This is a genomic window from Blastopirellula sp. J2-11 (assembly GCF_024584705.1).
Classification (GTDB): Bacteria; Planctomycetota; Planctomycetia; order Pirellulales; family Pirellulaceae; genus Blastopirellula.
The window spans coordinates 839,017-863,657 of the sequence record NZ_CP097384.1; the positions used below are offsets into that span (position 1 = coordinate 839,017).

The following is a 24,641-nucleotide window of genomic DNA, read 5'->3' on the forward strand; positions in this document are numbered from 1 at the left end:
TCAACCGGTGGGCGATCCATGGATGGCGCGACCCTGCATTTGCTTGTCCTGTCGGACCCCGTTTTGCAGCATCTCTCGCAACTCTTCCGAATTCTGACAGATCGCCCGAGGCTGCATCGTTTCGGGAGCGTCTTCAAAGTTCGATGCGCGTAAACTGATCGCGGTACCATCGCGCAGGGAGGTTATGATCAGGTTGCCGGCATCCAGTAAGCTGATGATAAAACCGGTCAGGTTAGGAGTCAGGTCACGTTCGACGTGCAGCGTGAACTCTTCCACGTAGCCCGACTGTTGTCCACCGCAGGCGACTTGGAAATCGCCGCCGTCGCTCAGGTGAACGACACCTTTGGCTTGTTCAATCGGCTGGCCAGCCGCTTCATCTAACAGCGCTTTGACCGCCGTTTGTTCGGCAGGGGTCATCGGCAGATGAGGACGCTCTAACACGGGAAGACCCGTCGTGGCGTCGACTCGCTCCATCGGTTCGCAGCTCCAATGTCGCGATGATAATCGCAATTCGAGACTCATGCGGATCGCTCCGTCGAGGAAAAAGTACCTCCCTCTAGTGTAGCGATTAAGCGTCGGTTGGGCGAATCGAATTATCCTTGGGCTAACTTGCGCAAAGTATCGACCCCTCGCTTGAGCGTTTCGTCAGACGCCGCATAGGAGATGCGGAAGTGGGTGTCTTGTTTACTGAAAATATTGCCGGGGATGATTAGCAGGTTGTTTTCGATCGCTTTGGCGACAAATTCAGTGCCTGTTCCCCATGGCGCTTTGGGGAAAATATAGAAGGCGCCGTCGGGCTGGGAAACTTCGTAAAGATCGCCAATTCCTTCCAGCATCAAATCTCGCTTGCGCGCGTAAGTCGCGACATGCTCGCTCATGTCGACATCGAGCGCCGCGGCGCTGGCCCATTGCGCCGGCTGCGGAGCGCAGACAAAGGTGTATTGCTGCAGCTTGACCATCGTTTCAATCACGGCGGATGGGCCATGTACGTAGCCGACGCGCCAACCGGTCATGCCGTAGCTTTTTGAGAAGCCGTCGATCACGATCGTTTGATCGTTGTATTTGGCGGGAGATACGAAGTCGCCATAAGTGAACGTGCGATAGATCTCGTCGGAGATCAGCGCGATATTCTTCGCCCCCGCCAACTTGGCCAACCCAGCGACTTCGGCTTCGGTCGCGACAACGCCGGTTGGGTTGGCGGGGCTGTTGAGCAGGATCAGCTTGGTTCGCGGGGTAATCGCCGCTTCCACTTTCTCCAGATCAATGCGGAAGTCTGGATAGGTGTTGATGATGACCGGCACGCCGCCGACCAACTTCACCAGCGATTCGTACATCACAAAGTAAGGGTCGAAAATGATCACTTCGTCGCCGGGATTGACCAGGGCCAACATCGACAGCACCAGGCCGCCGCTGGTGCCCGAACAGACGAAGGTCGTTCGATCGCGATGCCCCCATTCGGCGTCAATCGACGCTTGCAGCTTGTTTTGCAGGACCGGCATCCCTTGCGTCAACGCATAGCCGTTTTTGCCTTCACGGATCGCCGCAATCGCCGAGTCTTTCACTTCGTCCGGAACGTCAAAGTCCGGCTGCCCGATCGAGAGGTTGATCGGGTCGGTCATTTTCGCCGCGAGGTCAAAGACTTTACGAATGCCGCTGGAGTCAAAAGCGGCGGTACGATCGGCGATCCAAGGGTGAGTCATGCGTCATCAAGCAAAAAAAGAAGCCGCCCAGACGATGCGGCGAAGTGAACACAAAACGACTGGCAGTATGACTCAGATCAACTGGCTCGACAAGCTGCGATCCATGCGGCTTTGGCGAGTTAAAAGGAGCGTCACGACCCCCAATGCATCAGCCGCCGGCAGTTGATTCCGCCACCAATAGCGACCGCTTGGCTCGACCCCAAACTGGCAGTTGTGCAGGCGAATCGCGCTTGCCATTTCGCCCCGTCCGGCAGAGCAACGGATCAGAGTCGCTTCGCTCGGGAGATCGAGCGGCGTGGGAGAAGCGATTCGCAGCGGCTCTTGTTCCCAGATCGCGACTTCGTCGATCAGCAGCTTGGTCAACTGCGGCGGAAGGATGCGATAGCCTCGTTCTTCAAAAACCTCAATCGTCTCGCCGTTGCCGTCGATCCAGACGCCGAAATGGGCCTGATGCTGTTGGATCGCCGCCGCGAGACGAATGCTGGGATCGCCGCCGTTAGGAAGGACGATGAGTTCGCACACCGAAAGTGCGATTAACTGCCGCAGCAGGTTCACGGAACCGCGCGCTGGAGATTGCACGACCAGTCGCAAGGGACGCAGCGCACGATGCAGCGGGGCAAAACGTTGAAGATAGGGGGACGTCATATCGATTTCGGTGAGCGAACCTTGGCGCCGGGCCGGCGGCAACCGGTCGTGGGGATGAAGTCGCCGTTTGATCCTCTCCAGTTCATCACCGGCGATCGGCGCTCCGCCTGGTCCGAACAGCGAAAGTTCGATCTGACGAAGATCTCCCAGCGGCGAACTTAGCAAGATTCCGCCGGCCAGTTTGCGTTGGTCAATCGTCCAAGCGACCTGCGCGGCAGTTGCGTCGACCAGCAGTTCGACGGCGATCCCCGCTCGTCGCCAAACGGCGATGATCGCTTCGGCCTGGTCGATCGCCGTCGAATGGGCCATTCCCAGCAGCAACGGCGCTGCGCTGGCCAGCTTTTGCCCCAAGCAAAAAGCGGCGGCCAACTGAGCCGCATCGTCTACCGAAAACTGGTCCGGCAAGTCGGCCGATAGTCCTTCGTGATGAAACCGCTGCTCGAGCGGCGGTTGGGGCGGGATCTTGCTCCAGGTCTGAATGATCCTCGCCGGCAGGCCGGCCTGATCCTCTCGCTGGGGACAATTGCGACAGCCTGGATAGAACTGAGTCAGACGAGACAAGTGGGTCGCGCGATCAATCGGGGCGGCTTGGCCAGGGCACTGGAAGATCGGAATGTTGGGTTCGTCGTTCATCGTGCCGAAAACTCTACTCTCATCCGGCGCTTGAGGTCAACGGAAATGGTCTTGGAATTGTCGGTTGTGACGCGTTTGCCGGTTCTATAGATCCGATATTTGCGGGATTCTACGAGCAAAAATTGGCGTTTCGGCGAATCGTCATCAGCCGCGACCTAGATTTGCGGGTCTGGCGCATGACTTGCGCGCTCGATTTTATAGTGAGAATATCCATGAACCAACGTCGCGGAGCCCGATACGTCGATCCCTCGGTACAAGGGGGAATCGTCCTACGGATGCTGTTTTACTGGACCGCATTTTTCCTCGTCGGTCTGTTAATCGCCATCTCGGTCCAGGTGCTGACAAATCCGCTTGAACCCTGGGGGACCCATTTTGCGAACGTTTGGCAAAATCAGGGCCCATTCATCCTGGCGGCGCTCTGTTTGCTGCCGATCTTCGCCTACGACCTGATTCGATTTAGTCATCGATTTGTCGGACCGATCGTCCGGTTTCGCAGTGTTGTCAACGAAGCGGTCGAGGGAGAGGTGCCGGAGCCGTTTCATCTGCGCGACAAAGACTATTGGAAAGATTTCGCTTCCGATTTGAATCGCCTGTTTGATCGTATGCGAAGCGGCCAGTCGCCGCGGGAGAGCTAAGCGATGCGACGAACAACTTGCAATCAAACGCGTCACGGCATGGCTGTCGCCGAGTTGGCGATCTGCCTGCCGGTGGTCGTGCTGATTTTGATGGCGGCGATTCAAGGCGCCGAAATGATGTTTTTGAAACAATCGGTCGCGATCGCGGCCTACGAAGGATGTCGCGCCGCGTTGCAACCGAACTCGACGACCGCCGCCGCCGTAAACGCCGCGTCCTCGGTCTTGGCGGATCGCAGCATTTCTGGTGCGACGATCGATCCGTCGAACTTTACGAAAGCGAAAACGGGGGCGGACGTGACGATCTCGATCACCGTTCCCGTCGCGCGCAATTCGACGCTGCAAGGTTGGATGTTTTCACCGCCCACAATCACCTCATCGGTCACGATGATGAAAGAGTATTGAGGCGTCCCATGTCATGCAAAAAAAATCAATTCGCCATTTGTCGCCTGGCCGAGCGTTGTCAGCAAGGTCTGCGTCGATGCTTGAGCGGTGAGCCGAAATGCCGCAAGTCGCAGCCGACGACAGGGCGAAAAATTCGACCCACCAAGCGTAGTCGCAACACGCAGCGTCATGGCGCCGCAATCGTCGAGTTCGCTTTCGCCGCGCCGATTTTGTTCATGTTCATTCTCGCCTGCGTCGAGTTTGGACGTTTAACAATGATTCGACACACGGCTGATAACGCCGCCTACGAGGCGGCTCGCTATGCGATGGTGCCTGGCGCTACGTCATCCGAAGCGAAAGAGAAAGCGACGCAACTGTTGGCGACGGTCGGCGCTCGAAAAGTGGAAGTGGACGTCAATCCCGCCGTGCTGGAACCAGAGACCAAGTCAATCACGGTGACCGTCCGCGTGCCGGTCGCCGGCAATAGCTGGGTCGTGCCGAAATATTTTAGCAGCTATGCAATCGAAGCCAAATCGCACTTGGCTACCGAACGTTATAACCCTGAATAGTGATGGCGATGTCAAAACCGCTGAATCGAAAAATACGCCGCATCTCACGTCGCCGCGGCGCCGTGTTGATCCTGATCGCAGTTCTACTGCCGGTCATCTTGTGGATGGCGGCATTTTGCGTCGACGTTGCGTACATGCAGTTGACGCGAACCGAACTGCGAATTGCGACCGATTCTGCCGCACGTGCCGGCGCTCGAACTTTGAGCCTGGAGCAAGACGCGAGTCTGGCCCATCAATCGGCGATTGAATACGCCGCCAAGAACAATGTCGCCGGCAATACGCTGACTTTGGCGGATAGTGATGTGCAAATCGGCTTGTCCGTGCGGACCGACGATGTCGGACGCTTCACCTTTTCCAGCGGCGGCAAACTGTTGAACTCGGTGCATGTAACCGGACGCAGAACGCAGCAAGCGCCGGATGGGGCGGTTCGATTGTATTTGACCCCCATTTTTGGCCATGAGTTTTTTCAACCGGTCGCCGACGCGACGGCGTCGCAAATTGATCGCGATATCGCGTTGGTCGTCGATCGTTCCGGTTCGATGACGTTTCGAATTAATCGGTCCAATTACGAATCAGGTTGGCGCAGTAATGATCCCGTGCCGTCCAGGGCTCGCTGGTGGGCGTTGGTCGATTCGGTCGACGGATTTTTGACCGAACTGGGGACGACCCCGCAATTGGAGCTTGTTTCGCTCTCGACGTACAACAGCAGCGCCAGGATTGATGAGCAGTTGACCGACAAATATTCGCGAATCGACGATGCGCTGGACGACTACTCCAAAAGATATCCCGACGGTTCGACCAATATTACCGCCGGTATGGATAAGGGGATCTCGACGTTGCAGAACAAAAGGTACGCACGTCCTTACGCTTCAAAGACGATGGTCGTGATGACCGATGGAAATCACAACTACGGCAGCAGCCCGACCAATGCTGCTTACGATGCGGCGGACGACGATATCGTCGTCCATACGATTACCTACAGCAACGATGCAAATCAGTCGTTGATGAGAGAAGTCGCGAGGATCGGCGGCGGCCAACATTGGCACGCCCCCGGTGGCGATGAATTGGAAGAGATTTTTCGCGAGATCGCTCGAAATGCGCCAACGCTGTTGACGTACTAGAGCCAACTCGCAAGCTGGCGAGAAGTTCGCCTACTGTAGTCACACCTTCAACATTATTATTTTCTGGTTAGGAGCGATCGGATGGCCAGCGCAGCAATTTTGGAACAGCCCAAAACGACAAAGAAAACCAACGGCGTAGACTTGCTTCAGCAAGAGGTGAATGCGCTCAAAGCGGAACTCGCGGCGATCGACAAATCGCAAGCGGTGATCGAGTTTGAGTTAGACGGCACGATCATCACCGCAAACGACAATTTCTGCAGTGCGATCGGCTACTCGCTGGAAGAGATCCAAGGCCAACATCATCGGATGTTCGTGACCTCGGAAGATGCTCGCAGTCGCGAATACCAGGAGTTCTGGAGCCGCCTCAACCGAGGTGAATTTGACGCCGGCGAGTACAAGCGGATCGGCAAAGGGGGCAAAGAGATCTGGATTCAAGCCTCGTACAACCCGATTTTCGACGACAGCGGTCGCCCGGTGAAGGTCATTAAGTACGCCTCTGACGTTACCGAACGAAAGATGCGCGCCGCCGACTTCTCGGGTCAGATTGAAGCGATCGGCAAATCGCAGGCCGTGATCGAGTTCAACATGGACGGCACGATCATCAGCGCGAACGACAACTTCCTGGGAGCCGTCGGCTACTCGCTGAGCGAAATCGAAGGCCAACACCATCGGATGTTCGTCGAGGACGAATATGCTCGCAGCCGCGAATACCAAGAGTTCTGGAATCGTTTAAACAAAGGGGAATACAGCTCCGGCGAATATAAGCGGTTCGGCAAGGGGGGCAAAGAGATCTGGATCCAGGCCTCGTACAACCCGATTTGCGACTTGAACGGCAAGCCGTTCAAAGTAGTCAAGTACGCGAGTGATATTACCAAACAGAAGCTGGAAAGCGCCAACTTCGCCGGGCAGATCGACGCAATTGGCAAATCGCAAGCGGTGATCGAGTTCAATATGGACGGCACGATCCTCGGCGCCAACGATAACTTCCTGGGGGCTGTCGGTTACTCGGCGAAAGAGATCGTCGGTCAGCACCATCGGATGTTCGTCGAAGAAGACTACGCTCGTAGTCGCGAATACCAGGAATTCTGGAATCGCTTGAACCGAGGAGAATATGACGCCGCCGAATACAAACGAATCGGCAAGGGAGGGAAGGAAATCTGGATTCAGGCTTCTTACAACCCGATTCTCGACCTGAACGGCAAACCGTACAAAGTGGTCAAGTACGCGACCGACATCACGCGCCAGGTCAACTTGCGAAATGACATGGCGCAATTGATCACCGACGTGATTGAAAACGCGAATCAGTTTTCTTCAAGCGCCGGTTCGGTCAGCGAAACGTCGCAAACGTTGGCGCACGGCGCCCAGACGCAAAGCGCCGCGGTCGAAGAAATTAGCGCTTCGACGCAGGAATTGATCACGTCGATCGGCGGGATCCGCGATCGATCGGCCGAAACGAATCGTCTCGCCGCCGAGACCAATCAAATCGCCGTCGAGGGGGGCTGTGCGGTCACCAAGTCGGGCGAAGCGATGGACTTGATCAAGGCTTCGTCGGAGCAGATCAGCGAGATCATTCAGGTGATTTCGGAGATCGCCAGCCAAACGAATCTGCTCGCTCTGAATGCGGCCATCGAAGCGGCTCGCGCCGGCGAACATGGCTTGGGCTTTGCGGTCGTTGCGGACGAAGTTCGCAAATTGGCCGAACGTTCGAGTGATGCGGCGAAAGAAATTTCGTCACTGATCAAAGAGTCGACGGCGCGTGTCAACAACGGCGTCGAGCTGAGCTCGCAAGCTGGTGGAGCGCTGCAGAAGATCGTGAATGCGGTCGAATCGACCTCCAGCAAGATCACCGAAATCGCGACTGCCGCAGACGAGCAGATGAACATGGCCAACGAGGTTTACGGCGCCATTCAACAAGTGGCCGACGTGACCGAACAAGCGACGGCTGCCAGTGAAGAACTGGCCGCCAGCAGCGAACAGTTGGGCGCCCAGGCGACCGGACTTCGCGATCTGGTCGAAAATTTCAACACCGCGAATAACTAACGCGAAACTGAAATTAGGCGAAATATTGACAAGGGGGGCCTGTATTTATACAGGCCCCCTTTTTCGTTTGGTATTTTCTAAGCGAAAATAGAGCGTTTTGTAATCGATCACCTCCTGCGCCGAGGAAGAAATTGATAAAGAAATGACTGGACTCGCTTTCCCGTTTCGTCGAAACTGGATTGAGTTGATCGACGGTCCCGCCATTCAATCCTTCCTCCCATCGCAGGGTTATCTATGCTTCTGCGCTTCGCCGTCAAATTCTTATTGACGATTTTTGTAATTGGGTGCGCTGTCCATCTTCATGCCGAAGAGCAAGCGCCGCCGATCTCTCCCGAGCATGCGGCCGAGATGAAAGCAGGACTCGATTTGTTCAAATCGAGCGTTGGTCAAACGCTGACGACGAGTTGCTTGAAGTGTCACGGCGGCGAAAGCGTCAAAGCCGATTTTGATCTGTCGACTCGCGAGAAGTTGCTCGCTTCGGGCTATGTCGAACAAGGGGACGCCGACAGCAGCTATTTGCTGGCGCTGCTGCGTCACGACGAAGAGCCGCACATGCCGCTGCGCGCCGAAAAGTTGTCGGACGAAACGATCGCCGCAATCGGCCAATGGATCGATCTGGGAGCGCCGTACGACAAGCCGCTGGTGGACGCCGCAAACCCAACCGCAGTCGATCAAGACAAAGCGAGCGATTTTTGGTCGTTACAGCCTTTGGCGACGATCGCGCCCGCTGCGGTCACTTCCGACTGGGTGAAGTCCCCCATCGATCGTTTTGTTTTAGAAAAATTGAACGAGCATGGCATCACGCCCAATCCAACGGCTGATCGTCGGACGTTGATTCGTCGCGCCTACTTCGATCTGCTGGGACTGCCGCCGACGCCGGAAGAAGTCGCCGCGTTTGTCGCCGACCAGGATCCTGACGCCTATGGCAAACTGATTGATCGCTTGCTCGCATCGCCGCATTACGGTGAGCGATGGGCGCGGCATTGGATGGATGTTGCGCGGTTCGCCGAGTCATTTGGATACGAGCAAGACACCGATCGACCGCACGCCTATCACTATCGCGACTTTTTGATCCAAGCGCTGAACGACGATCTCCCCTACGACAAATTCGTCGCCTGGCAATTGGCTGGTGACGAGATCGCTCCGCAAAATCCGCTCGCCCAAATGGCGACAGGCTTCCTCGGCGCCGGCGCTTTTCCAACGCAATTGACTGAAGCCGAGTTTGAACAGGCCCGCTATGACGAACTGGACGATGTCGTCGCGACGACCGGCACCGCGTTTCTCGGTCTGACCATCGGCTGTGCTCGTTGTCACGATCACAAGTTTGATCCGATCACGTCGGCCGATTATTACCGCATGGCGTCGACCTTTACGACGACAACGCGCAGTCTGGCCGAGATTGACGTGCCGACCGACGCCGAAGCGAAGCCGGTGACCGTGCAAGTGAACACCGAAGGAGGCAAGAAGATTCCGCATCTGGCCGATAGTCGCGGCTTCCCTCACTTTTATACGACAACCCATTTTCTGACGCGCGGCGATGTCTCCCAAAAAGGAGAAGTCGCCCCCTTTGGGTTTCCGGCCGTGCTGCGGAACGGCCATCCACGCGATTATTGGGAAGCGGAAGAAATTCCCAGCGAGTCGGCTCTCAGCTATCGTCGCACGGCGCTGGCCAACTGGATGACCGATACCGAGGCCGGCGCAGGCGGATTATTGGCCCGCGTGATCGTCAATCGGCTGTGGCATCATCATTTTGGTCGCGGCATCGTCGCCACGCCGAGCGACTTTGGCGTGCAGGGAGATCAGCCGAGCCATCCGGCGCTGCTGGAATGGTTGGCCGTGGATCTGATCCACAACGGCTGGCAATTGAAGCGAATGCACAAGCAGATCATGACCAGTCAAACCTACATGCAATCGGCCGCCGCCAACGGAGAGCAATTGGCCGCCGATCCGCAAAACGTTTTGCTGTGGCGACATGCTCCTCGTCGATTGGAAGCGGAAGGAGTTCGGGACGCGATGCTGTCGGTCTCGGGTCAGCTCGATCCGACGATGTTCGGACCCGGCACGCTGGACGAAGGGATGAAACGCCGCAGCGTCTACTTCTTTATCAAACGCAGCCGGTTGATCCCGACGATGATGCTGTTTGACTGGCCCGAGCATCTGGTCAGCATCGGCAGTCGCAGCGAAACGACCACCGCGCCGCAGGCCCTGTCGATCATGAACAGTCCGCATACGCGCAGCTACGCAGAAAGCTTTGCGGCGGCGTTGCCGTCCGGTTCTGTGGAAGAGCGGATCACCGCCGCCTATCAGAAAGCGGTGCAGCGCGATCCTACCGAACAAGAACTGAAAGCCGCCTCCGAATTTATCGCGGCGCAGGCACAGCGGGATGGGGAAAATGGTCAGCAAGCGGCGCTGGTCGACTTGTGTCAGGCGCTGTTCGGTTTGAACGAATTTATTTACATCGACTAAGAGCGATCCCTATGTACGACTTCCAAACAATGCAAACTCGTCGTCAATGGCTCGCTCGCTGCGGCGGTGGAGCTGGTTTGTTAGGTTTGGCGACGCTGTTGCAAGACGAAGGTCTGTTGGCGGCCGAGCAGGGCGCTGCGCTCAATCCTTTGGCGCCCAAGCAGTCGCACTTTCCGGCCAAAGCGAAGCGAGTGATTTGGATCTTCGTCAACGGCGGACCTAGTCAGGTCGATACGTGGGACTACAAGCCGGGGCTCGACAAGTGGGCCGGCAAATCGTTGAAAGAGTTTGACGGCACGTTTGAGAACACGACCGGGTTTTTCCAGCACCAGGTCGGTAAGCTGATGCCGTCGCCGTTCAAGTTCACGCCGCGCGGCGAGTGCGGCAAGATGGTTTCGGAGATCTTTCCGAAACTGGGTGAGCATGTCGACAAGATGGCCTTTATCCACTCCGGCTTCACCGAGTCGAACAATCATAGCCCGGCGTTGTTTATGATGAACACCGGCATGGCCCGCATGGGATTTCCCGGCGTCGGTTCGTGGGTCACCTACGGCTTGGGAAGCGAAAATCTCGACTTGCCTGGCTTCGTGGTGATGAGCGATCCACTGGGCCGCGGACTGCCGAAAGGTAGCGCCGCCAACTGGGGCGCCGCTTTCTTGCCAGGCGTTTATCAAGGGACGCATCTTCGTCCCCAAGGCCCGCCGATTGACAATCTCTCGCGACCCAACGCGCTGTCAGACAGGGGGCAACGAGCGCAACTCGATCTCCTGAAGCAACTGAATCAGCAGCACTACGCTCAGCGCCAGGCCGAAGGAGAACTCGCGGCGAGAATCGAGAGTTTTGAGCTCGCCTATCGCATGCAAACGACGGCGCCGGAAGCGATCGATATTTCGCAGGAACCAGAGCAGATCAGCAAGCTGTACGGTATCGACGAAAAGCAGTGCGGACACTTCGCCAAGCAGTGTCTGGTCGCGCGCCGCATGATCGAACGCGGCGTTCGCTTCGTGCAGATTTACTCGGGCGGGATGGAAAACCAGCGCAGTTGGGACGGCCATATCGATATCGAAGGAAATCATCGCCAGTTCGCCGGCGAAACCGATCAGCCGATCGCCGCGCTGCTGACCGATCTGGCGCAGCGGGGACTATTGGACGAAACGTTGGTTATCTGGTGCGGCGAGTTTGGCCGTTTGCCGATCGCCCAGACCGGAGAAAAGCCGGGCCGCGATCATAACCCGCATTGTTTTAGCGCCTGGATGGCCGGCGGCGGCGTCCAAGGGGGAGTCAGCTATGGCGAGTCGGACGAAGTCGGCTACAAAGCGGCGATCGACAAGGTGCACGTCAACGACTTGCACGCGACGATCTTGCACTTGTTAGGGCTCGATCACGAGAAGCTGACCTACAAATACAACGGCCGCCGCTTCCGTCTGACCGACGTCGCAGGCGAAGTGCTGCACCCGATCTTGGCGTAGCTCACTTTCTCTTCGTAGCCCGACGCGCGCGTTTTGAGGTTGCGCTATTTCGAATCCATCGAACACTAGCCCGCCAGCGCCAGCGAGGGAATACGGTTCGCCACTTCAATCCGTGTTCGGATCGCCAACTCTATTCCCTCGCTGGCGCGTCGGGCTAGTGTGACGATTTTCGACAGATTCGGACCCTGTTCGATCGTGCTTCACCCATGTTCAACACTTCCTGAATTGCCAAATAGCGCAACCTCAAAATGCGCGAGCGAGGGAAATGCGTTTTCTATTCGTCATTTTCCAGCGACCGCATTTTCCTCGCTGGCGCGTTTTGAAGTTGCGCTATTTCGAATCCATCGAACACTAGCCCGCAGCGCCAGCGAGGGAATACGGTTCGCACTTCAATCCGTGTTCGGATCGCCAACTCTATTCCCTCGCTGGCGCGTCGGGCTAGTGTGACGATTTTCGACAGATTCGGACCCTGTTTGATCGTGCTTCACCCATGTTCAACACTTCCTGAATTGCCAAATAGCGCAACCTCAATACTGGCGCGTCGAGCTACGAAGAGAAAGCGACGCCGTCGATAAATATTTTACGCCGGCAGATGTCGTTGAATCGCGGCTAGCGCTGAGGGATTGCCGTTGATCCGACCGCGGAAGGTCGCCAGGTTTTCGCGGAACATCGTCAAGCGTTCCAGGAAGCTGGCGAAATGCTTTTTCGAGAAGCTCTCGATCGTCGACCAATCGCCGACCCCCATCTGCCGTAGGAAATGAGAGTTAATCATCTGCTCGTGATGTGATTCTTCCGGCAGCGCTAAGACCGGCTTGCCCAGATAGATCGCTTCGCCGAGCGACTGATTTCCGGCGGCGCCAACCATGGCGTCGCATCCAGCCAGATCGCGAACAAAGCCATCTTCGCTGATGTCGAAGAAACGGAGGTTACCTTGGTCAGGCTGCTTGCCCAAGCCGTAAACGCGCACTTCGCGATCGCAAGACTTGAGCAACTCGATCGCCTCTGGAGGCATCGAGCGGCGAACGTATGAAAGGATATAGCCTCCTTCGCTCGTTTTCGCTTGCTCCAGTTCTTTGCGGAGCAGCGGACCTACCTGGGTGACGCTTTCCCAGCCGGGACGCAGCGGCGAAGTGAAGAACGAGGAGACAACCGTTTCGGCATGGTCGACATGGTGCGCACGGACGACAAATCCCATCATCCAGGCGTACCATTGCAATCCGCGCGGCAGCGTTGAGAGGTCGTACGCAAGGAGAAAGTCTTGGTGATTTAAGCTGACGACCGGCACGCCGACTTTGCTGGCCGCTTTCGGCAGGATCGGCTCAAAGTCAGTAACGACCAGGTCGGGCTCTTCCTGACGGAGCGTATTGGCCATCTCGCGAGCGAACCCGTTCAGTTTCGCCATGAAGCCGAGACCGCGGTAGATCGACTTGGTCAGATCGAGCCGACCGCGGGTGTAGTAAAAGCGAAGCCCCGGAATGCGCCGCACTTCGACGTTGGGCGTTGCGGCGTTGTTGTTGTAGATCGGCGCCAAAAAATCATACGCCTGATCTGGCGCCATCAGCACCAAGTCATGCTCTGGTCGAAGCCGTTCGACCATCGTGCGAACGCGAGCCGCGTGACCGCGCCCCTCGCCCGACATGCTGTAGATGATCTTCGCCACGGTTTGTTCCATCCCTTGAAAGAATAAATACGTCTCGATAATTCTATCGATCTAGACGCTCAGGCGTCGAGACGAACTGGCCGTAAACAATCGCGTACTGGCTTCCGATGGGGCAATCAGACGCCGGTGGTCGCAGGTTGTCCTGATCCGACCAGCATGTTACGCAAGATTTCTCCTTGCTCCAGCACGAACTCGGACGAATCCTCGATCGACACCGGGGTAACTTCGTGCTGCATGTCGATGATCTCCAGGCGGCCATCTTCATACTCTATCAAAGCGGTTGCATTTTCGATCCAATCGCCGGTGTTGCAGTACATTACATCGCCGCGTTGATCCATCGCCGGCGTATGAATGTGGCCGCAAACCACGCCGTGGCAATTCAGATTGCGGGCATGATTGACCAAATTGGTTTCAAAGTCACTGACAAAGGTAACCGCCGCTTTGACTCGCTTTTTCACCATCGCGGCCAGCGGCAGACCGCGCATTTTAAAATAGCGGAGCCAATGGTTGATGTGCTGATTGAACCAGCAAAGTGAGTCGTATGCGAACGATCCGATGACCGAAAGCCATTTCGCCTTCGTTTCGACCTGATCAAACTTGTCCCCGTGCGTCACTAGAAAGCGGCGCCCTTGCGGAGAGTTGTGAATGAATTCGTCGGCAATCTCGACAAAGCCGAAATTGAAGTGGAAGTCGCGTAAGAAGTCGTCGTGATTGCCGGGAGCGTAGCAGATCTTCGATCCGGCTTCTGACATTTCAAACAAACGACTCAAAATCGCGTTGTAGATCGGCTCCCAATGCCAACGCTTCCGTAAACGCCAACCGTCGATAAAATCGCCGACGATATAGACGTATTGGGGATTGTGCCGATTGAGCAAATCGAGCAACGGCTCGACGCGTGCATAGCGGCAACCCAAGTGAACGTCGCTGATGAATAACGTGCGGACGCGGTTCGTCTTCATGGCTTCGCGAATCACGGCGGGTTCCCTCCCAGCCTTTTTTATTTTCAGGACAGGTTAGTTTTAGCAGCACACCGTGGATGGTGTCTTTCCCAACCTCCATGGAATTGTCCTCGCGGACCGCGTGCACGACGTGAACGTGGGGTGAATCTCTGGTAAAGGGTTTTTGTAGACTTCTTCAAGAAGTCGTTCTCCTCTCGCCGCTTTCAGAGAGCAGGATTGTGGTAACCGCATACTAGACAGTGGTTTGCGATTGTTCGTAGGCGAGGTGTTCGGTGGATAACTTTGCGCATAAAAGAAGAGGCTGGATCGCCGTCCAGCCTCTTTTGGCGTGATCGCAGAAGTTTCGACTTTCTGACAGGCCGTCGATTCCTGCCGAAAGAAAAGCGTCGCCGGGGCGAAGTCTGCACTAAGAACGGGGCGGTTCTCCTTTGTACAGCTTGCGGCCGATCGGCGCGTGGAAGATCGTCCAGGCGCTATCCGTATTGATGTCTTCTTCGATCAGCTTGCCATAACTAATCACGTGTGCATCGAGCGTATCGAGGTAGTTGAGCGCGAGAGCTTCTAGCGTCATCGGCACTTTCGGGCTGCCAAATTCGAGCTTGCCATGATGGCTGACCACCATGTGCTTCACACGCAGCACTAGTTCGTAAGGCATCGGTTCGCCTCCGAGCTTTTCCGCTTCGTGCGCTTTCTCGTCGATTAGCGCCACGCCCATCACCAGGTGCCCAATCAACTGACCCTCATCGCTGTAAGCGAATCCTTTGTCGTAGGTCAGCTCTTCAATTTTTCCCAGATCATGCGTAAACGCGCCGATCAGCAGCAGGTCGGCGTCGATCTGTGGATAGAACGGAACGATCGCCTGGCTTACCTTCATCAGGTTGACGACATGTTCCAGCAGTCCGCCGTGGTAAGCGTGATGGTTCTTCACGCCAGCCGGAGCGCGGCAAAACCGCTGCATGAATTCTTCATCAATCAGGAAGCACTCGGCCAGATTCCGCAGGTGAGGGTTCTTCATGCCGCGGAGCATTTCGGCCAGTTGACCACGGAGGCCGTCGATTTCGGCGCCTCCCAGATGCACGAAATAGGACTCGTCAACTTCTTTGACGTCGACCCGTTCGATGCCGCTGACGATGATTTGCATCGCGCCGTTGTAGAACTGCGACGTCCCCTGAATCCGCACGTAGTCGCCGTCGTCGAACTTGCGATAGACGTGGTCATTCGCGTTCCACATCATGCCGTTGACCTGGCCAGACTTGTCGCCGATCTGCATTTGCAGATAGAGATTGCCTTGGCGATTGGGTCGAAGCTGTTTATTGGAAACGAGGTAGACCTCGTCGATAGTTTCATTTTCGCCCAAATTGGCGATTTCACGTCGCGCCATTTAGCACTCTCCTTGGGGCCTGTTCGGCCATCTCTTCTATCATTGCGTCGTCATGTTGGCGTACAACGCTCGGGAAAACCGCAGGATTCTAGGGGGGGGCTCGTATTCCTTCAAGGACGTAACCCTGCCCAGGAGTGGCATTTAAGCGGAAAAGCGCATAATCGCAGGGGGAACCGCAAACGAAGCCGCGTTGTCATCGTGAACTTATATCCCCTAGAATGCGACCTTTACCAATCAGAGAAAATTGCAAGGTTAGAAGCAGATACATGGCGAAGGCTCCTCAAAACGCGATCTCCCCGACGCGAGCCGATGACTATCCGGAATGGTATCAACAGGTGATCAAAGCGGCCGATCTGGCCGAAGTTTCACCCGTTCGCGGCTGCATGGTCATCAAGCCGTGGGGATGGTCCATTTGGGAAAACATGCAGGCAGTCCTCGACGGCATGTTCAAAGAGACCGGGCACGAAAATGCCTATTTCCCCCTCTTTATACCGATGAGCTTTCTGGAAAAAGAAGCCGAGCATGTAGAAGGTTTCGCCAAAGAATGCGCCGTCGTCACGCATCATCGGTTGGAACCGGGCCCCAACGGCGGTCTGACGCCGGCCGGCAAGTTGGACGAACCGCTGATTGTTCGTCCGACCAGCGAAACGATTATCGGCGCGATGTACGCCAAATGGGTTCAGTCGTATCGCGATTTGCCGATCCTGATCAATCAATGGGCCAATGTGGTCCGCTGGGAACTGCGGACACGCATGTTTTTGCGGACGACCGAGTTCCTGTGGCAAGAAGGTCACACGGCGCATGCGACCGCCGAAGAGGCGATCGCTGAAACAAGGCAAATGCTGGAGGTTTACGCCGACTTCGCCGAAAACTACATGGCGATGCCGGTCATTAAAGGCGAGAAGACTTCGTGGGAGCGTTTTCCTGGCGCTTCGATGACCCTGAGCATCGAATCGATGATGCAGGATCGCAAAGCGCTGCAGGCCGGGACTTCTCACTTTTTGGGACAAAACTTCTCGAAGGCGCAGGAGATCAAGTTCCAAACGCAGGAAGGGACCGAGGAGTTCGCCTGGACCACTTCGTGGGGCGTTTCGACTCGCCTGGTCGGCGGCTTGATCATGACGCACAGCGACGACGACGGCCTGATCGTGCCGCCGCGTCTAGCGCCCAAACATATCGTGCTGCTGCCGATTTATCGCAATGACGAAGAGCGTGCCGCCGTGCTGGCCTACGTTGATCAACTCAACTCGGCCCTAAAGGGGGTTCAGTACCACGGAGCGCCGGTTCGCGTGTTGATTGACGATCGCGATATCCGCGGCGGCGAGAAGACCTGGCAGCACATTAAAAAAGGGGTGCCGCTGCGTGCTGAGATCGGCCCGCGCGATGTCGCTAGCGACAGCGTCTTTTTGGCCCGCCGCGACCAATCCCCCAAGGACAAAAAAGGGACGCCCAAGGCCGAACTTATCGCGACGATTACGACGCTGCTGGACGAGATCCAAAGCAATCTGTTCGAGCGGGCGAAGAAGTTGCGCGACGACAACAGTCGCACGATCGACAAGCTGGAAGAGTTGGTCGCCTACTTTACGCCGAAGAACGAAGATCGCCCTGAGATCCACGGCGGTTTCGCTTATTGCCACTGCGCTGATGACAAAGCGGTCGAAGAAGCGCTGAAGAAGCTAAAGCTGACGGTTCGCTGCATTCCGATCGAAGGAGAAGACGAACCGGGCGAATGCATCTTCACCGGCAAGCCGGCCCAGCGTCGTGCGGTGATCGCCAAAGCGTATTGATGTGTGAAATCGCTGGCGATGTTTTTAGAAATAAAATAAGAGGCCGCGACAATTGTCGCGGCCTCTTTTTGTTTCTTGAGAGCGGGTTGCTGTATTTGGTTACGGTTTTTCAAAGACCGATGCGTCCGCCATGCAATTCAATTGAACCCAGACGACCCCATCGACCGTCAGCGGTACGGTTTGCACCGATCCATCGCCTAAGACCGAGATCAAAACATTGTGCGGCGTCGAGGCTCCATTACCATTTGCGTTGATCGCATATTGCGCCTGATAGGTAGGGGTAATTAATTTGGCGCTTGAGCCCGAAGGAAGCGCTGGACTTGCTGGAACATACCCGTCGTAGGATCCTGATGCGACATAGTCGTCCCAGCCGAGAGCTTCGCTACCGCTCGTCGATTCGTAGGCGCCAATGAACGCCGTACGCGAATAGGAGTCATCGAGGAATCGTGATTCGCCGGCGTCATACCCGGCCACCGTCGTTTCGGCGGCCATAATTGTATTGGAAGCGCCGTCTTTGATCTTCGCGAATCTTGTCGCACGGCCCGGTCGAAAAATGCCGTTCAAGTCCATTCGTCCGCCGGTGTCGATATTCGTGCCGCTCAAAGCCGTAGGAAGCGAATTGCCGGTGCTGCCGCCAAAGAGGTTCGCCCCATTGTCTGAGTAAAGCCCCTCAGCGCCGGAATAATTCGACGACATGACGTTCCCTAGCTCTTCCCCGGGATCGCCGTTGGGATCCGACGGACAAACCAGGAATTCCACCTTCGTCGTCAGGTACCCAGCATTGTCGCTGTGGCCTGCCGGCAACGTCCAGTCAAGCCGGTCATAGAGGGCCGTTTGTTCCATCTGCGGAAGTATCTGTGAAATCCAACTGAAGTGATGAGGTCCCGATGCGTCCGAAATCGTGGAGGCCATCGGCAGCGTCTTGTGCGTCGAATCGTAATTGATTAGCGCCAAGCCGATCTGTTTCAGATTATTCGTGCATTGGGCGCGACGGGCCGCTTCGCGAGCTTGCTGCACCGCGGGAAGCGTTAAGCCGACCAGGATGCCGATGATCGCGATCACGACCAGGAGTTCAACGAGGGTAAAACCGGCGCGCAGGCGGTTACCTGGGGCGTGGCGCTTCATAAATAGGAGCCTTCCGAGAAATCTAGTGAACATCGGATGAGGAGTGGAAGAGGAGCTGGTCCCTGTACTTTTCATTGTGCCCCAATTATTCGCACGCCACAAGAGAATTGCCAGTGAGCGTTTTCCGCATGGTGAGATATCCCCCCCCTAATACATGAAACCCGCCCTGTTGCTGATTCCTCTCCCCTGTAGTGGTGGATTTAAGTCCGTTTATGACAGTTTTGCGTGGAATATGCGTGACTGGGAAAGATGCGGCGAGTCTTTGGGTTAGGCGGAGGAGTTCTAGCGCCAACTACTTCCTTAGATTCTGTGGCGGTTGATCTCGATAAACCCATTAAACCTGCATCAGGTGCGAATGGCTGCGCTCGAGGCGGAATGCCAACGGCGGCGTTACCGAAGCGGAGAATCGGTGACGTGGCGTTCAAGCTGAAGCAGCCTCAATGGTTTCGCGGAGGCGATTCCCTGCGTCGAATAAGTAAATCCTGGGATTTGGAGGGAGTTCAGATGAAAACGGATTGGAAGACGGCGATGCTCGCCGTCGGCATGCTGGTCGGATCGACCACGTTTGCCGTTGCTCAACAACCTGGCTATTACAATGCCGGCAAAGTGAGCTACGTCGGCGAACAGGTCACCGTCAGCGATTGCGGTTGTGCCACGGATACGGCCTGCGATTCATGCGGTGGATGTGACTCTTGCAACTCATGTGGTTGTCAGAGCAGCTGCTGTGGTATCGATTGGTTCCCGTGCTGCGGCCATGGTGACCAATGGTCGCTGTTTGGCGAAAATGATTGTGGCGTGACGATTGGTGGATGGGTTTCCGGCGGCTTTTACGCCAATGCCGGCGGCGTGCGGTCGAACACCGGTAATGACCCGGTCGCCTTCCGCGGCATCTCCAACACGCCGACGGTCGATCAGGTTTGGATTTACGCGGAGAAACTCGCGGACGCCGAAACCTACTGCTTTGACCTTGGTTACCGTGCTGACTTCGTCTGGGGCGCCGATGGCCCGGACACCCAATCGTTCGGTCACGGCGAACGTGATGCTTGGGACAATGGTTGGGACACGGCGAAGGATCTCGGCAGCGGAACGGATCTGTACGGCTCGGCCATTCCGCAGTTGTACGGAACCGCTGCTTGGGGCGATTGGGAAGTCAAAGTCGGTCACTTCTACACCACGATTGGTTACGAAGTCGTTACCGCTCCTGACAACTTCTTCTATTCGCACGCTTACACGATGAACTATGGCGAACCGTTTACTCACACCGGCGCCATGGCCACCTACAGCGGTATTGAGAACTTGACGCTGAACGGCGGTTGGGTTGCGGCTTGGGACACCGGTTTCGACTTCTATGAAGCTGGATCGATGTTCCTGGGCGGAGCCAGCGCCACGCTGAGCGACAAGGCGACTTTGACTTGGCAGTGCGTTGGCGGTTCGTTCGGTAAGAACGGCGGCGACTCGTACATGAACAGCTTTGTGTTTGACTACGATCTGGGTTGCGGCTGGAACTATGTGTTCCAACACGACTTGGGCGTTCAGTACAACCTGTTCGACGATGCCGGCGCTCCTGCCGACAACGCCTACTGGTACGGTATCAACCAATACTTGTTCAAAGAAATCAACGAGTGCTGGAAGGTCGGTACCCGTGTTGAATGGTTCGACGATGAAGACGGATCCCGCGTTGGTAACGGAGCCGGTAGCTACTACGCTTTCAGCGTGGGCGCCAACTGGACCCCGAACGCGAACCTGATCGTTCGTCCGGAACTGCGTTGGGACAAGTTTGACAACAACACCGGCGCCACCCCGTTCTACGACGGCGCCAAAGACAACGGTTTCTTCGGCGGCATGGACGTGATCCTGCTGTACTAAGCGACGGTTGCTTGCTTGTCATACGACAAATCGAAAAGCCGCCAGGGCCGTCCCCCTGGCGGTTTTTTTCGTTCTTGGCGTAGACTAAGAACCTGCCGAGACAATTTCACTTTTCAACCTACCGCTGGAGAGACATGGGCGATCTCAAACCTCCACGCTTCGTACTGCGGATCGTCGCCGCATTTAGTCGCTACGGCGAAGCGCTTGAGTGGGGCAAATCTCAGTTGATCTCCCAATGGGGACCGCTCGCGCTGGAGAGCCCTTACTTCGACCTGGTCGAAACCGACTACTACGACGACGAAATGGGACCAGGGCTGAAAAAGTGCTTCTGGGCTTTCGAGGATTTGGCCGACAGTTCGACGCTCGCCGATTGGAAGCATGCGTCCAACGCGCTCGAGGTCGAGTGCCAACAGTTGGCTCGTTGGCCCGAAAGCCGACCGCTCAATCTAGATCCCGGCTATATCACCGAAGCGAAACTCGTGTTGGCGACCACCAAAGATCGGAGCCACCGAATTTATCTGCGTGACGGCATCTTCGCCGAGATCACGCTCCAGTACTATCAAAAACGGTGGACCGGGGCCGCATGGACCTATCCCGACTACCAGCGGGCCGATTTTCAGGCCTTTTTTGACGAATGTCGCGGTTATTTGCGAAAACAATTGCGTCAAAACCCTGCGTAAGCCGGGGGAGGTATAAGCGCAGTGCGATGCCAACTAAAATGCAAACGAACTTATCTCACTTCTCTTACTGATCGGTTTCACGCGTGACCTGGAGCCCGCTCGTCGCCTTTTCGCTGATCGCAGCCGCGGCTATTCCCAGTTTTCTCATTTCTCTGGTGGCGACGGCCATTGTCAGAGCGAATGCGCAAAAGTGGGGATTGCTCGACCAGCCGAACGACCGCAAAGTGCATGTCACTCCAACTCCACTCGGTGGCGGAATCGGCATCTGGGTCGGATTGGTAGGCACGCTGGCGCTGGCGCAACTGGTCGTCGGTTTGATTGGGAACATGCCGATCTCCGAAGGAGCATGGCCGCCGGTGATTGCGTCGTTGGTCGAGATGGCGCATCAACACTTTGACGGCTTCGTCCAGCAATCGCTTAAACTGTGGGCGTTAGTCGCGGGCGCATCGATCTTGATGATCATCGGACTGATCGACGATCGGATCGGTTTATCCTGGAAGATTCGCCTGGCCGTACAAATGGCGATCGCCGCTCTCTTTGTGATCGGATTTGACTGGAAGCTCAGCTTTTATCTCGATCTTCCTTGGTTGCAATACATCGTCTCGATTCTCTGGATCGTCGCGATGATCAACTCGTTCAATATGCTCGACAATATGGATGGCCTCTCGGCCGGAGTAGCGACAATCGCTGCGTCGATTATGGCGGCAGTGCTGTTGATCGCTCCCGATCCAGGCTCGGCCGGACCGCAATTGTTTACGGCCGGTTTTTTACTGGTTCTCTCTGGCTCCATGCTCGGATTTTTGTGGCACAATCAACCGCCGGCAAAAATTTTTATGGGAGACGCTGGCAGCTATTTGATTGGATTTTGCATCGCGATCATGTCGATCATCGCCACCTTCTCCGGTTATGGCGAAGGGGCGCGACATGCAGTGCTGGCTCCGCTATGCATCTTGGCGGTGCCGCTGTTTGATCTGGTCACTGTGTTGGCGATTCGTATCCGCGAAGGAAGAAGTCCGTTTCAGCCTGACAAGAGTCACGTCTCGCATCGACTTGTCGAACTTGGTTTCACCAAAACTCAGGCGGTGCTGACGATCTATCTGATGACGGCGACCTGCGGATTGGGAGCGGTGTTATTGCATCGCGTCGATTGGGTCGGCGCTGTGATCGTGCTCTTGATGGAATTTTGCGTGTTGGCGCTGATCGGCGTCATTGAATCGACCGCTAGACGCTCTCGAAGAGATTCATGAAACGCCGCAAGTCGACATCCTTTCCACCGAGTGCATCTTCGCCGGCGGTAAGTGCACAGACGCCGCCTGCGACTCCCAGTTTCGAGTGGTTTTCGCTCCTCCTTTGCGGCTATGTCGCTTGCTTGACGGTGCTGACCCCGCTGATCGGCAGCGAAGGTCCGGTCGGCCGCGGAGTCGAGCTTCCGTGGGTGCTGATGTGGATCTGGGCGTTGGCCTTATGGGCGATCGGCGGCGTGCTGAGCGGCCAGTTGAGCATCGTCTGGTCGAAGTGGGAATCGCTGCTGTTGGCGCTGCTCGCCTGGATGGCGATCGGCGTTCCGATGGTCGCCGGCAGCGGCGAAGTTCGCCCGGCGATCAATCAGTTTTGGACCTATGCCGGGCTAATCATCGCTTATTTTTTGTATCGGCAATTGTTTCGTTCCGCGGCTTACAAGCGTGCGTTGATCGCGATCGTGATCGCGACGGTGGCGTTGTGCGCGACCTACGCGATCTATCAGTACCGGGTCGAAATTCCCCAGATGCAGGCCGATTATCTGGCGGACAAAGTACAAGGTCGGCGTGACGCGGGAATCATGGGGAGCGATGATGATCCTCAGGTGAAGAACTTTGAGTCGCGCCTCATGAGCACCGAACCGGCGTCGACCTTCACGCTGACCAACTCCTTGGCTGGATTTTTAGCGGTTGGTTTGATCCTTACCGCGGGCGTCGCCATCCAGCAGATTCGAGAGCGATCGTATCTTCAGGCCGCCGTATTAGCCGTCATCCTATGTCTGCTTTGCGGCACACTGATTTTGACGAAAAGCCGTACCGCCGTCTTGGCGGTTGTCGCCGGTATTGGCTTGTGGGGGCTATTGGCCAGCAGTTTGCGGCGGCATCTCCCTTGGAAATATCTGGTCGGCGGCGTGTTGCTGTTGGCGATCGCGGTGGGGGGCGGATTCGCCAGCGGATTGCTGGATCGCGAAGTTTTTACCGAAGCGCCCAAGTCGGTCCTGTATCGTTTGCAATACTGGCAAGGGGCGCTCGACGTCACAGCCGAGCGCCCGTTGTTTGGGTGCGGTCTTGGCAACTTCCAGTCGTTCTACCCTCGCTATATGCCGGCTTCGGCGAGTGAGACGATCGCCGATCCACACAACTTTTTGCTAGAGATCGCGGCATCGGCCGGCGTTCCGGCGGTTCTCCTGTTGCTCGGCTTCATCGCGGTTTGGCTGCTCCGTTTTCCGACCGGAAATCAAGCAGAGCCGACAAGCGACACGTCGCCGGAGGTGAAGTCCGAGGAGTCCCCGGATGCGAGCATCGTGCCGATCTTTGGGGGCGCATTGGCTGCTTGTCTGCTTGCGCCGCCGATTCGCGCCGTGATGCAAGGCGAGGCTCCGATCTGGATGATGTGGATCGGGCTTCCCTTTGCGCTGGCGGTCGCTTGGGCGACTTACGGTTGGTCGCGGCAGGGAACCCTCGACCTACTGACGCTGCGCATCGCGGCGATCGTCTTGATGATCAATCTGTTGGCTGCCGGCGGCGTCAGCTTTCCTGCGGTCGCGCTGTGGCTATGGTTGATCTGGGGTTTGACGCTGGGGGATGATAAAGATCAAACGCTGCAGCTCGAAGCATTTTCGCCTCGTGCCGGCGTCGCTTTGGCTGCTGTGGTGCTGCTGTATGGGATGGTGACGGTGGGGTTGTTTCCCGTCATGTCGTCGTTCAATGATCTCTATGGCTTAGTCAATCAAAGCTTTTCGGATCAGGTGCGTTTGGCCAATGCCGCATCGGCGGCCGATCCGTATAGCGTGGATGGTCCGCAGTTTTTAGCGAACGCCTATTTTCAAGCGTGGAAGTCGCGCCCCGATCCTCCCTATGTCAACGGAGCGCAACAGGCAGTCGCCGAGACGTTGCGGCGCAGTCCGCGCAACGTCAGTCTGCAGAGTTGGATTGCGAACAATTACTGGGAGCTCTACCAAAAGTACAAGGACCCCGCGATTTTAAAGTTGGCGATCGAACGCCAGGAAAACGTCTGTCGCGACTTCCCCACTCGGGGGTACCATCATGTGGAGCTTGCCCAAATGTACGCCGCCGCCGGTCGAAATCAGGAGGCCGCTCAGCAGGCGACCGAAGCGCTTCGCCTGGACGCGATGCATGACCATAGCGAGCTAAAACTCGAAAATCGCCGATTTGACGACGACCGCTCGGTTCTGACGGTCATGCAAGAACTGGCCCAATCGGCGGGTGAAGAGAAAAATCGAAAGCCGAAGTCCTAATCACCCGGGCGCTCGGTTATCCTAGAAG

19 protein-coding genes are annotated in these 24,641 nt (G+C 56.5%); 12 read left to right on the top strand and 7 right to left on the bottom strand.

Annotated elements, in window-relative coordinates; all coding sequences use genetic code 11:
* The 3 genes from M4951_RS03505 to M4951_RS03515 all read right to left on the bottom strand — a co-directional run bounded on the left by M4951_RS03505 (position 1) and on the right by M4951_RS03515 (position 2,978).
* Positions 1 to 522, bottom strand: a complete 522-nt coding sequence (locus tag M4951_RS03505) for a hypothetical protein (RefSeq protein ID WP_262025101.1) — start codon at positions 520 to 522, stop codon at positions 1 to 3.
* Between the two features lie 71 nt (positions 523 to 593).
* On the bottom strand, positions 594 to 1,700 hold the full coding sequence (locus M4951_RS03510) for a pyridoxal phosphate-dependent aminotransferase (RefSeq protein WP_262025102.1): 1,107 nt from the start codon (positions 1,698 to 1,700) through the stop codon (positions 594 to 596).
* 72 nt (positions 1,701 to 1,772) lie between these two features.
* Positions 1,773 to 2,978, bottom strand: a complete 1,206-nt coding sequence (locus M4951_RS03515; protein WP_262025103.1) for a hypothetical protein — start codon at positions 2,976 to 2,978, stop codon at positions 1,773 to 1,775.
* 212 nt (positions 2,979 to 3,190) lie between these two features.
* Here M4951_RS03515 and M4951_RS03520 point away from each other — a divergent pair, with 212 nt between their 5' ends.
* From M4951_RS03520 to M4951_RS03550, 7 genes are all read left to right on the top strand, one after another.
* The gene (locus tag M4951_RS03520) at positions 3,191 to 3,613 is read left to right on the top strand and encodes a hypothetical protein (protein WP_262025104.1); all 423 of its coding nucleotides are present in this window, start codon (positions 3,191 to 3,193) and stop codon (positions 3,611 to 3,613) included.
* 3 nt (positions 3,614 to 3,616) lie between these two features.
* Positions 3,617 to 4,015, top strand: a complete 399-nt coding sequence (locus M4951_RS03525; RefSeq protein ID WP_262025105.1) for a TadE/TadG family type IV pilus assembly protein — start codon at positions 3,617 to 3,619, stop codon at positions 4,013 to 4,015.
* Positions 4,016 to 4,023: 8 nt separating this feature from the next.
* Positions 4,024 to 4,563 carry a TadE/TadG family type IV pilus assembly protein gene (locus M4951_RS03530; RefSeq protein ID WP_262025106.1) on the top strand — a complete coding sequence of 180 codons (540 nt, stop codon included), beginning with the start codon at positions 4,024 to 4,026 and terminating at the stop codon, positions 4,561 to 4,563.
* 8 nt (positions 4,564 to 4,571) lie between these two features.
* A complete protein-coding gene (locus M4951_RS03535) occupies positions 4,572 to 5,684 on the top strand; it encodes a vWA domain-containing protein (protein ID WP_262025107.1) in 1,113 nt (370 codons plus the stop codon).
* An 81-nt stretch (positions 5,685 to 5,765) separates the two neighbouring features.
* A complete protein-coding gene (locus tag M4951_RS03540; protein WP_262025108.1) occupies positions 5,766 to 7,724 on the top strand; it encodes a PAS domain-containing methyl-accepting chemotaxis protein in 1,959 nt (652 codons plus the stop codon).
* A 234-nt stretch (positions 7,725 to 7,958) separates the two neighbouring features.
* A complete protein-coding gene (locus M4951_RS03545; RefSeq protein WP_262025109.1) occupies positions 7,959 to 10,190 on the top strand; it encodes a PSD1 and planctomycete cytochrome C domain-containing protein in 2,232 nt (743 codons plus the stop codon).
* An 11-nt stretch (positions 10,191 to 10,201) separates the two neighbouring features.
* Positions 10,202 to 11,659 (top strand): DUF1501 domain-containing protein, encoded by a 1,458-nt coding sequence (locus tag M4951_RS03550; protein WP_262025110.1) that lies wholly within the window; start codon positions 10,202 to 10,204, stop codon positions 11,657 to 11,659.
* Positions 11,660 to 12,239: 580 nt separating this feature from the next.
* Here the strand turns inward: M4951_RS03550 and M4951_RS03555 are convergent.
* From M4951_RS03555 to M4951_RS03565, 3 genes are all read right to left on the bottom strand, one after another.
* Positions 12,240 to 13,319 carry a glycosyltransferase family protein gene (locus M4951_RS03555; protein WP_262025111.1) on the bottom strand — a complete coding sequence of 360 codons (1,080 nt, stop codon included), beginning with the start codon at positions 13,317 to 13,319 and terminating at the stop codon, positions 12,240 to 12,242.
* 116 nt (positions 13,320 to 13,435) lie between these two features.
* Positions 13,436 to 14,293 (bottom strand): UDP-2,3-diacylglucosamine diphosphatase, encoded by an 858-nt coding sequence (locus tag M4951_RS03560; protein WP_262025112.1) that lies wholly within the window; start codon positions 14,291 to 14,293, stop codon positions 13,436 to 13,438.
* A 391-nt stretch (positions 14,294 to 14,684) separates the two neighbouring features.
* Positions 14,685 to 15,659 carry a 3'-5' exoribonuclease YhaM family protein gene (locus tag M4951_RS03565; RefSeq protein ID WP_262025113.1) on the bottom strand — a complete coding sequence of 325 codons (975 nt, stop codon included), beginning with the start codon at positions 15,657 to 15,659 and terminating at the stop codon, positions 14,685 to 14,687.
* Between the two features lie 266 nt (positions 15,660 to 15,925).
* On the opposite strand from M4951_RS03565, the gene proS reads away from it, so the two are divergent.
* The gene (gene proS, locus M4951_RS03570; RefSeq protein ID WP_262025114.1) at positions 15,926 to 17,446 is read left to right on the top strand and encodes a proline--tRNA ligase; all 1,521 of its coding nucleotides are present in this window, start codon (positions 15,926 to 15,928) and stop codon (positions 17,444 to 17,446) included.
* Between the two features lie 99 nt (positions 17,447 to 17,545).
* Here proS and M4951_RS03575 read toward each other — a convergent pair whose 3' ends face one another.
* The gene (locus M4951_RS03575) at positions 17,546 to 18,571 is read right to left on the bottom strand and encodes a DUF1559 domain-containing protein (protein WP_315985757.1); all 1,026 of its coding nucleotides are present in this window, start codon (positions 18,569 to 18,571) and stop codon (positions 17,546 to 17,548) included.
* Positions 18,572 to 19,075: 504 nt separating this feature from the next.
* Between M4951_RS03575 and M4951_RS03585 the strand changes: the two genes are divergently transcribed.
* From M4951_RS03585 to M4951_RS03600, 4 genes are all read left to right on the top strand, one after another.
* Positions 19,076 to 20,437, top strand: a complete 1,362-nt coding sequence (locus tag M4951_RS03585) for a porin (RefSeq protein ID WP_262025115.1) — start codon at positions 19,076 to 19,078, stop codon at positions 20,435 to 20,437.
* Between the two features lie 134 nt (positions 20,438 to 20,571).
* Positions 20,572 to 21,117, top strand: a complete 546-nt coding sequence (locus M4951_RS03590) for a DUF4416 family protein (RefSeq protein WP_262025116.1) — start codon at positions 20,572 to 20,574, stop codon at positions 21,115 to 21,117.
* 83 nt (positions 21,118 to 21,200) lie between these two features.
* Positions 21,201 to 22,364 (top strand): MraY family glycosyltransferase, encoded by a 1,164-nt coding sequence (locus M4951_RS03595; protein WP_262025117.1) that lies wholly within the window; start codon positions 21,201 to 21,203, stop codon positions 22,362 to 22,364.
* Positions 22,361 to 24,613 (top strand): O-antigen ligase family protein, encoded by a 2,253-nt coding sequence (locus M4951_RS03600; RefSeq protein WP_262025118.1) that lies wholly within the window; start codon positions 22,361 to 22,363, stop codon positions 24,611 to 24,613. The genes M4951_RS03595 and M4951_RS03600 overlap by 4 nt, the downstream gene beginning before the upstream one ends.
* The last annotated feature ends 28 nt before the right edge of the window (positions 24,614 to 24,641 follow it).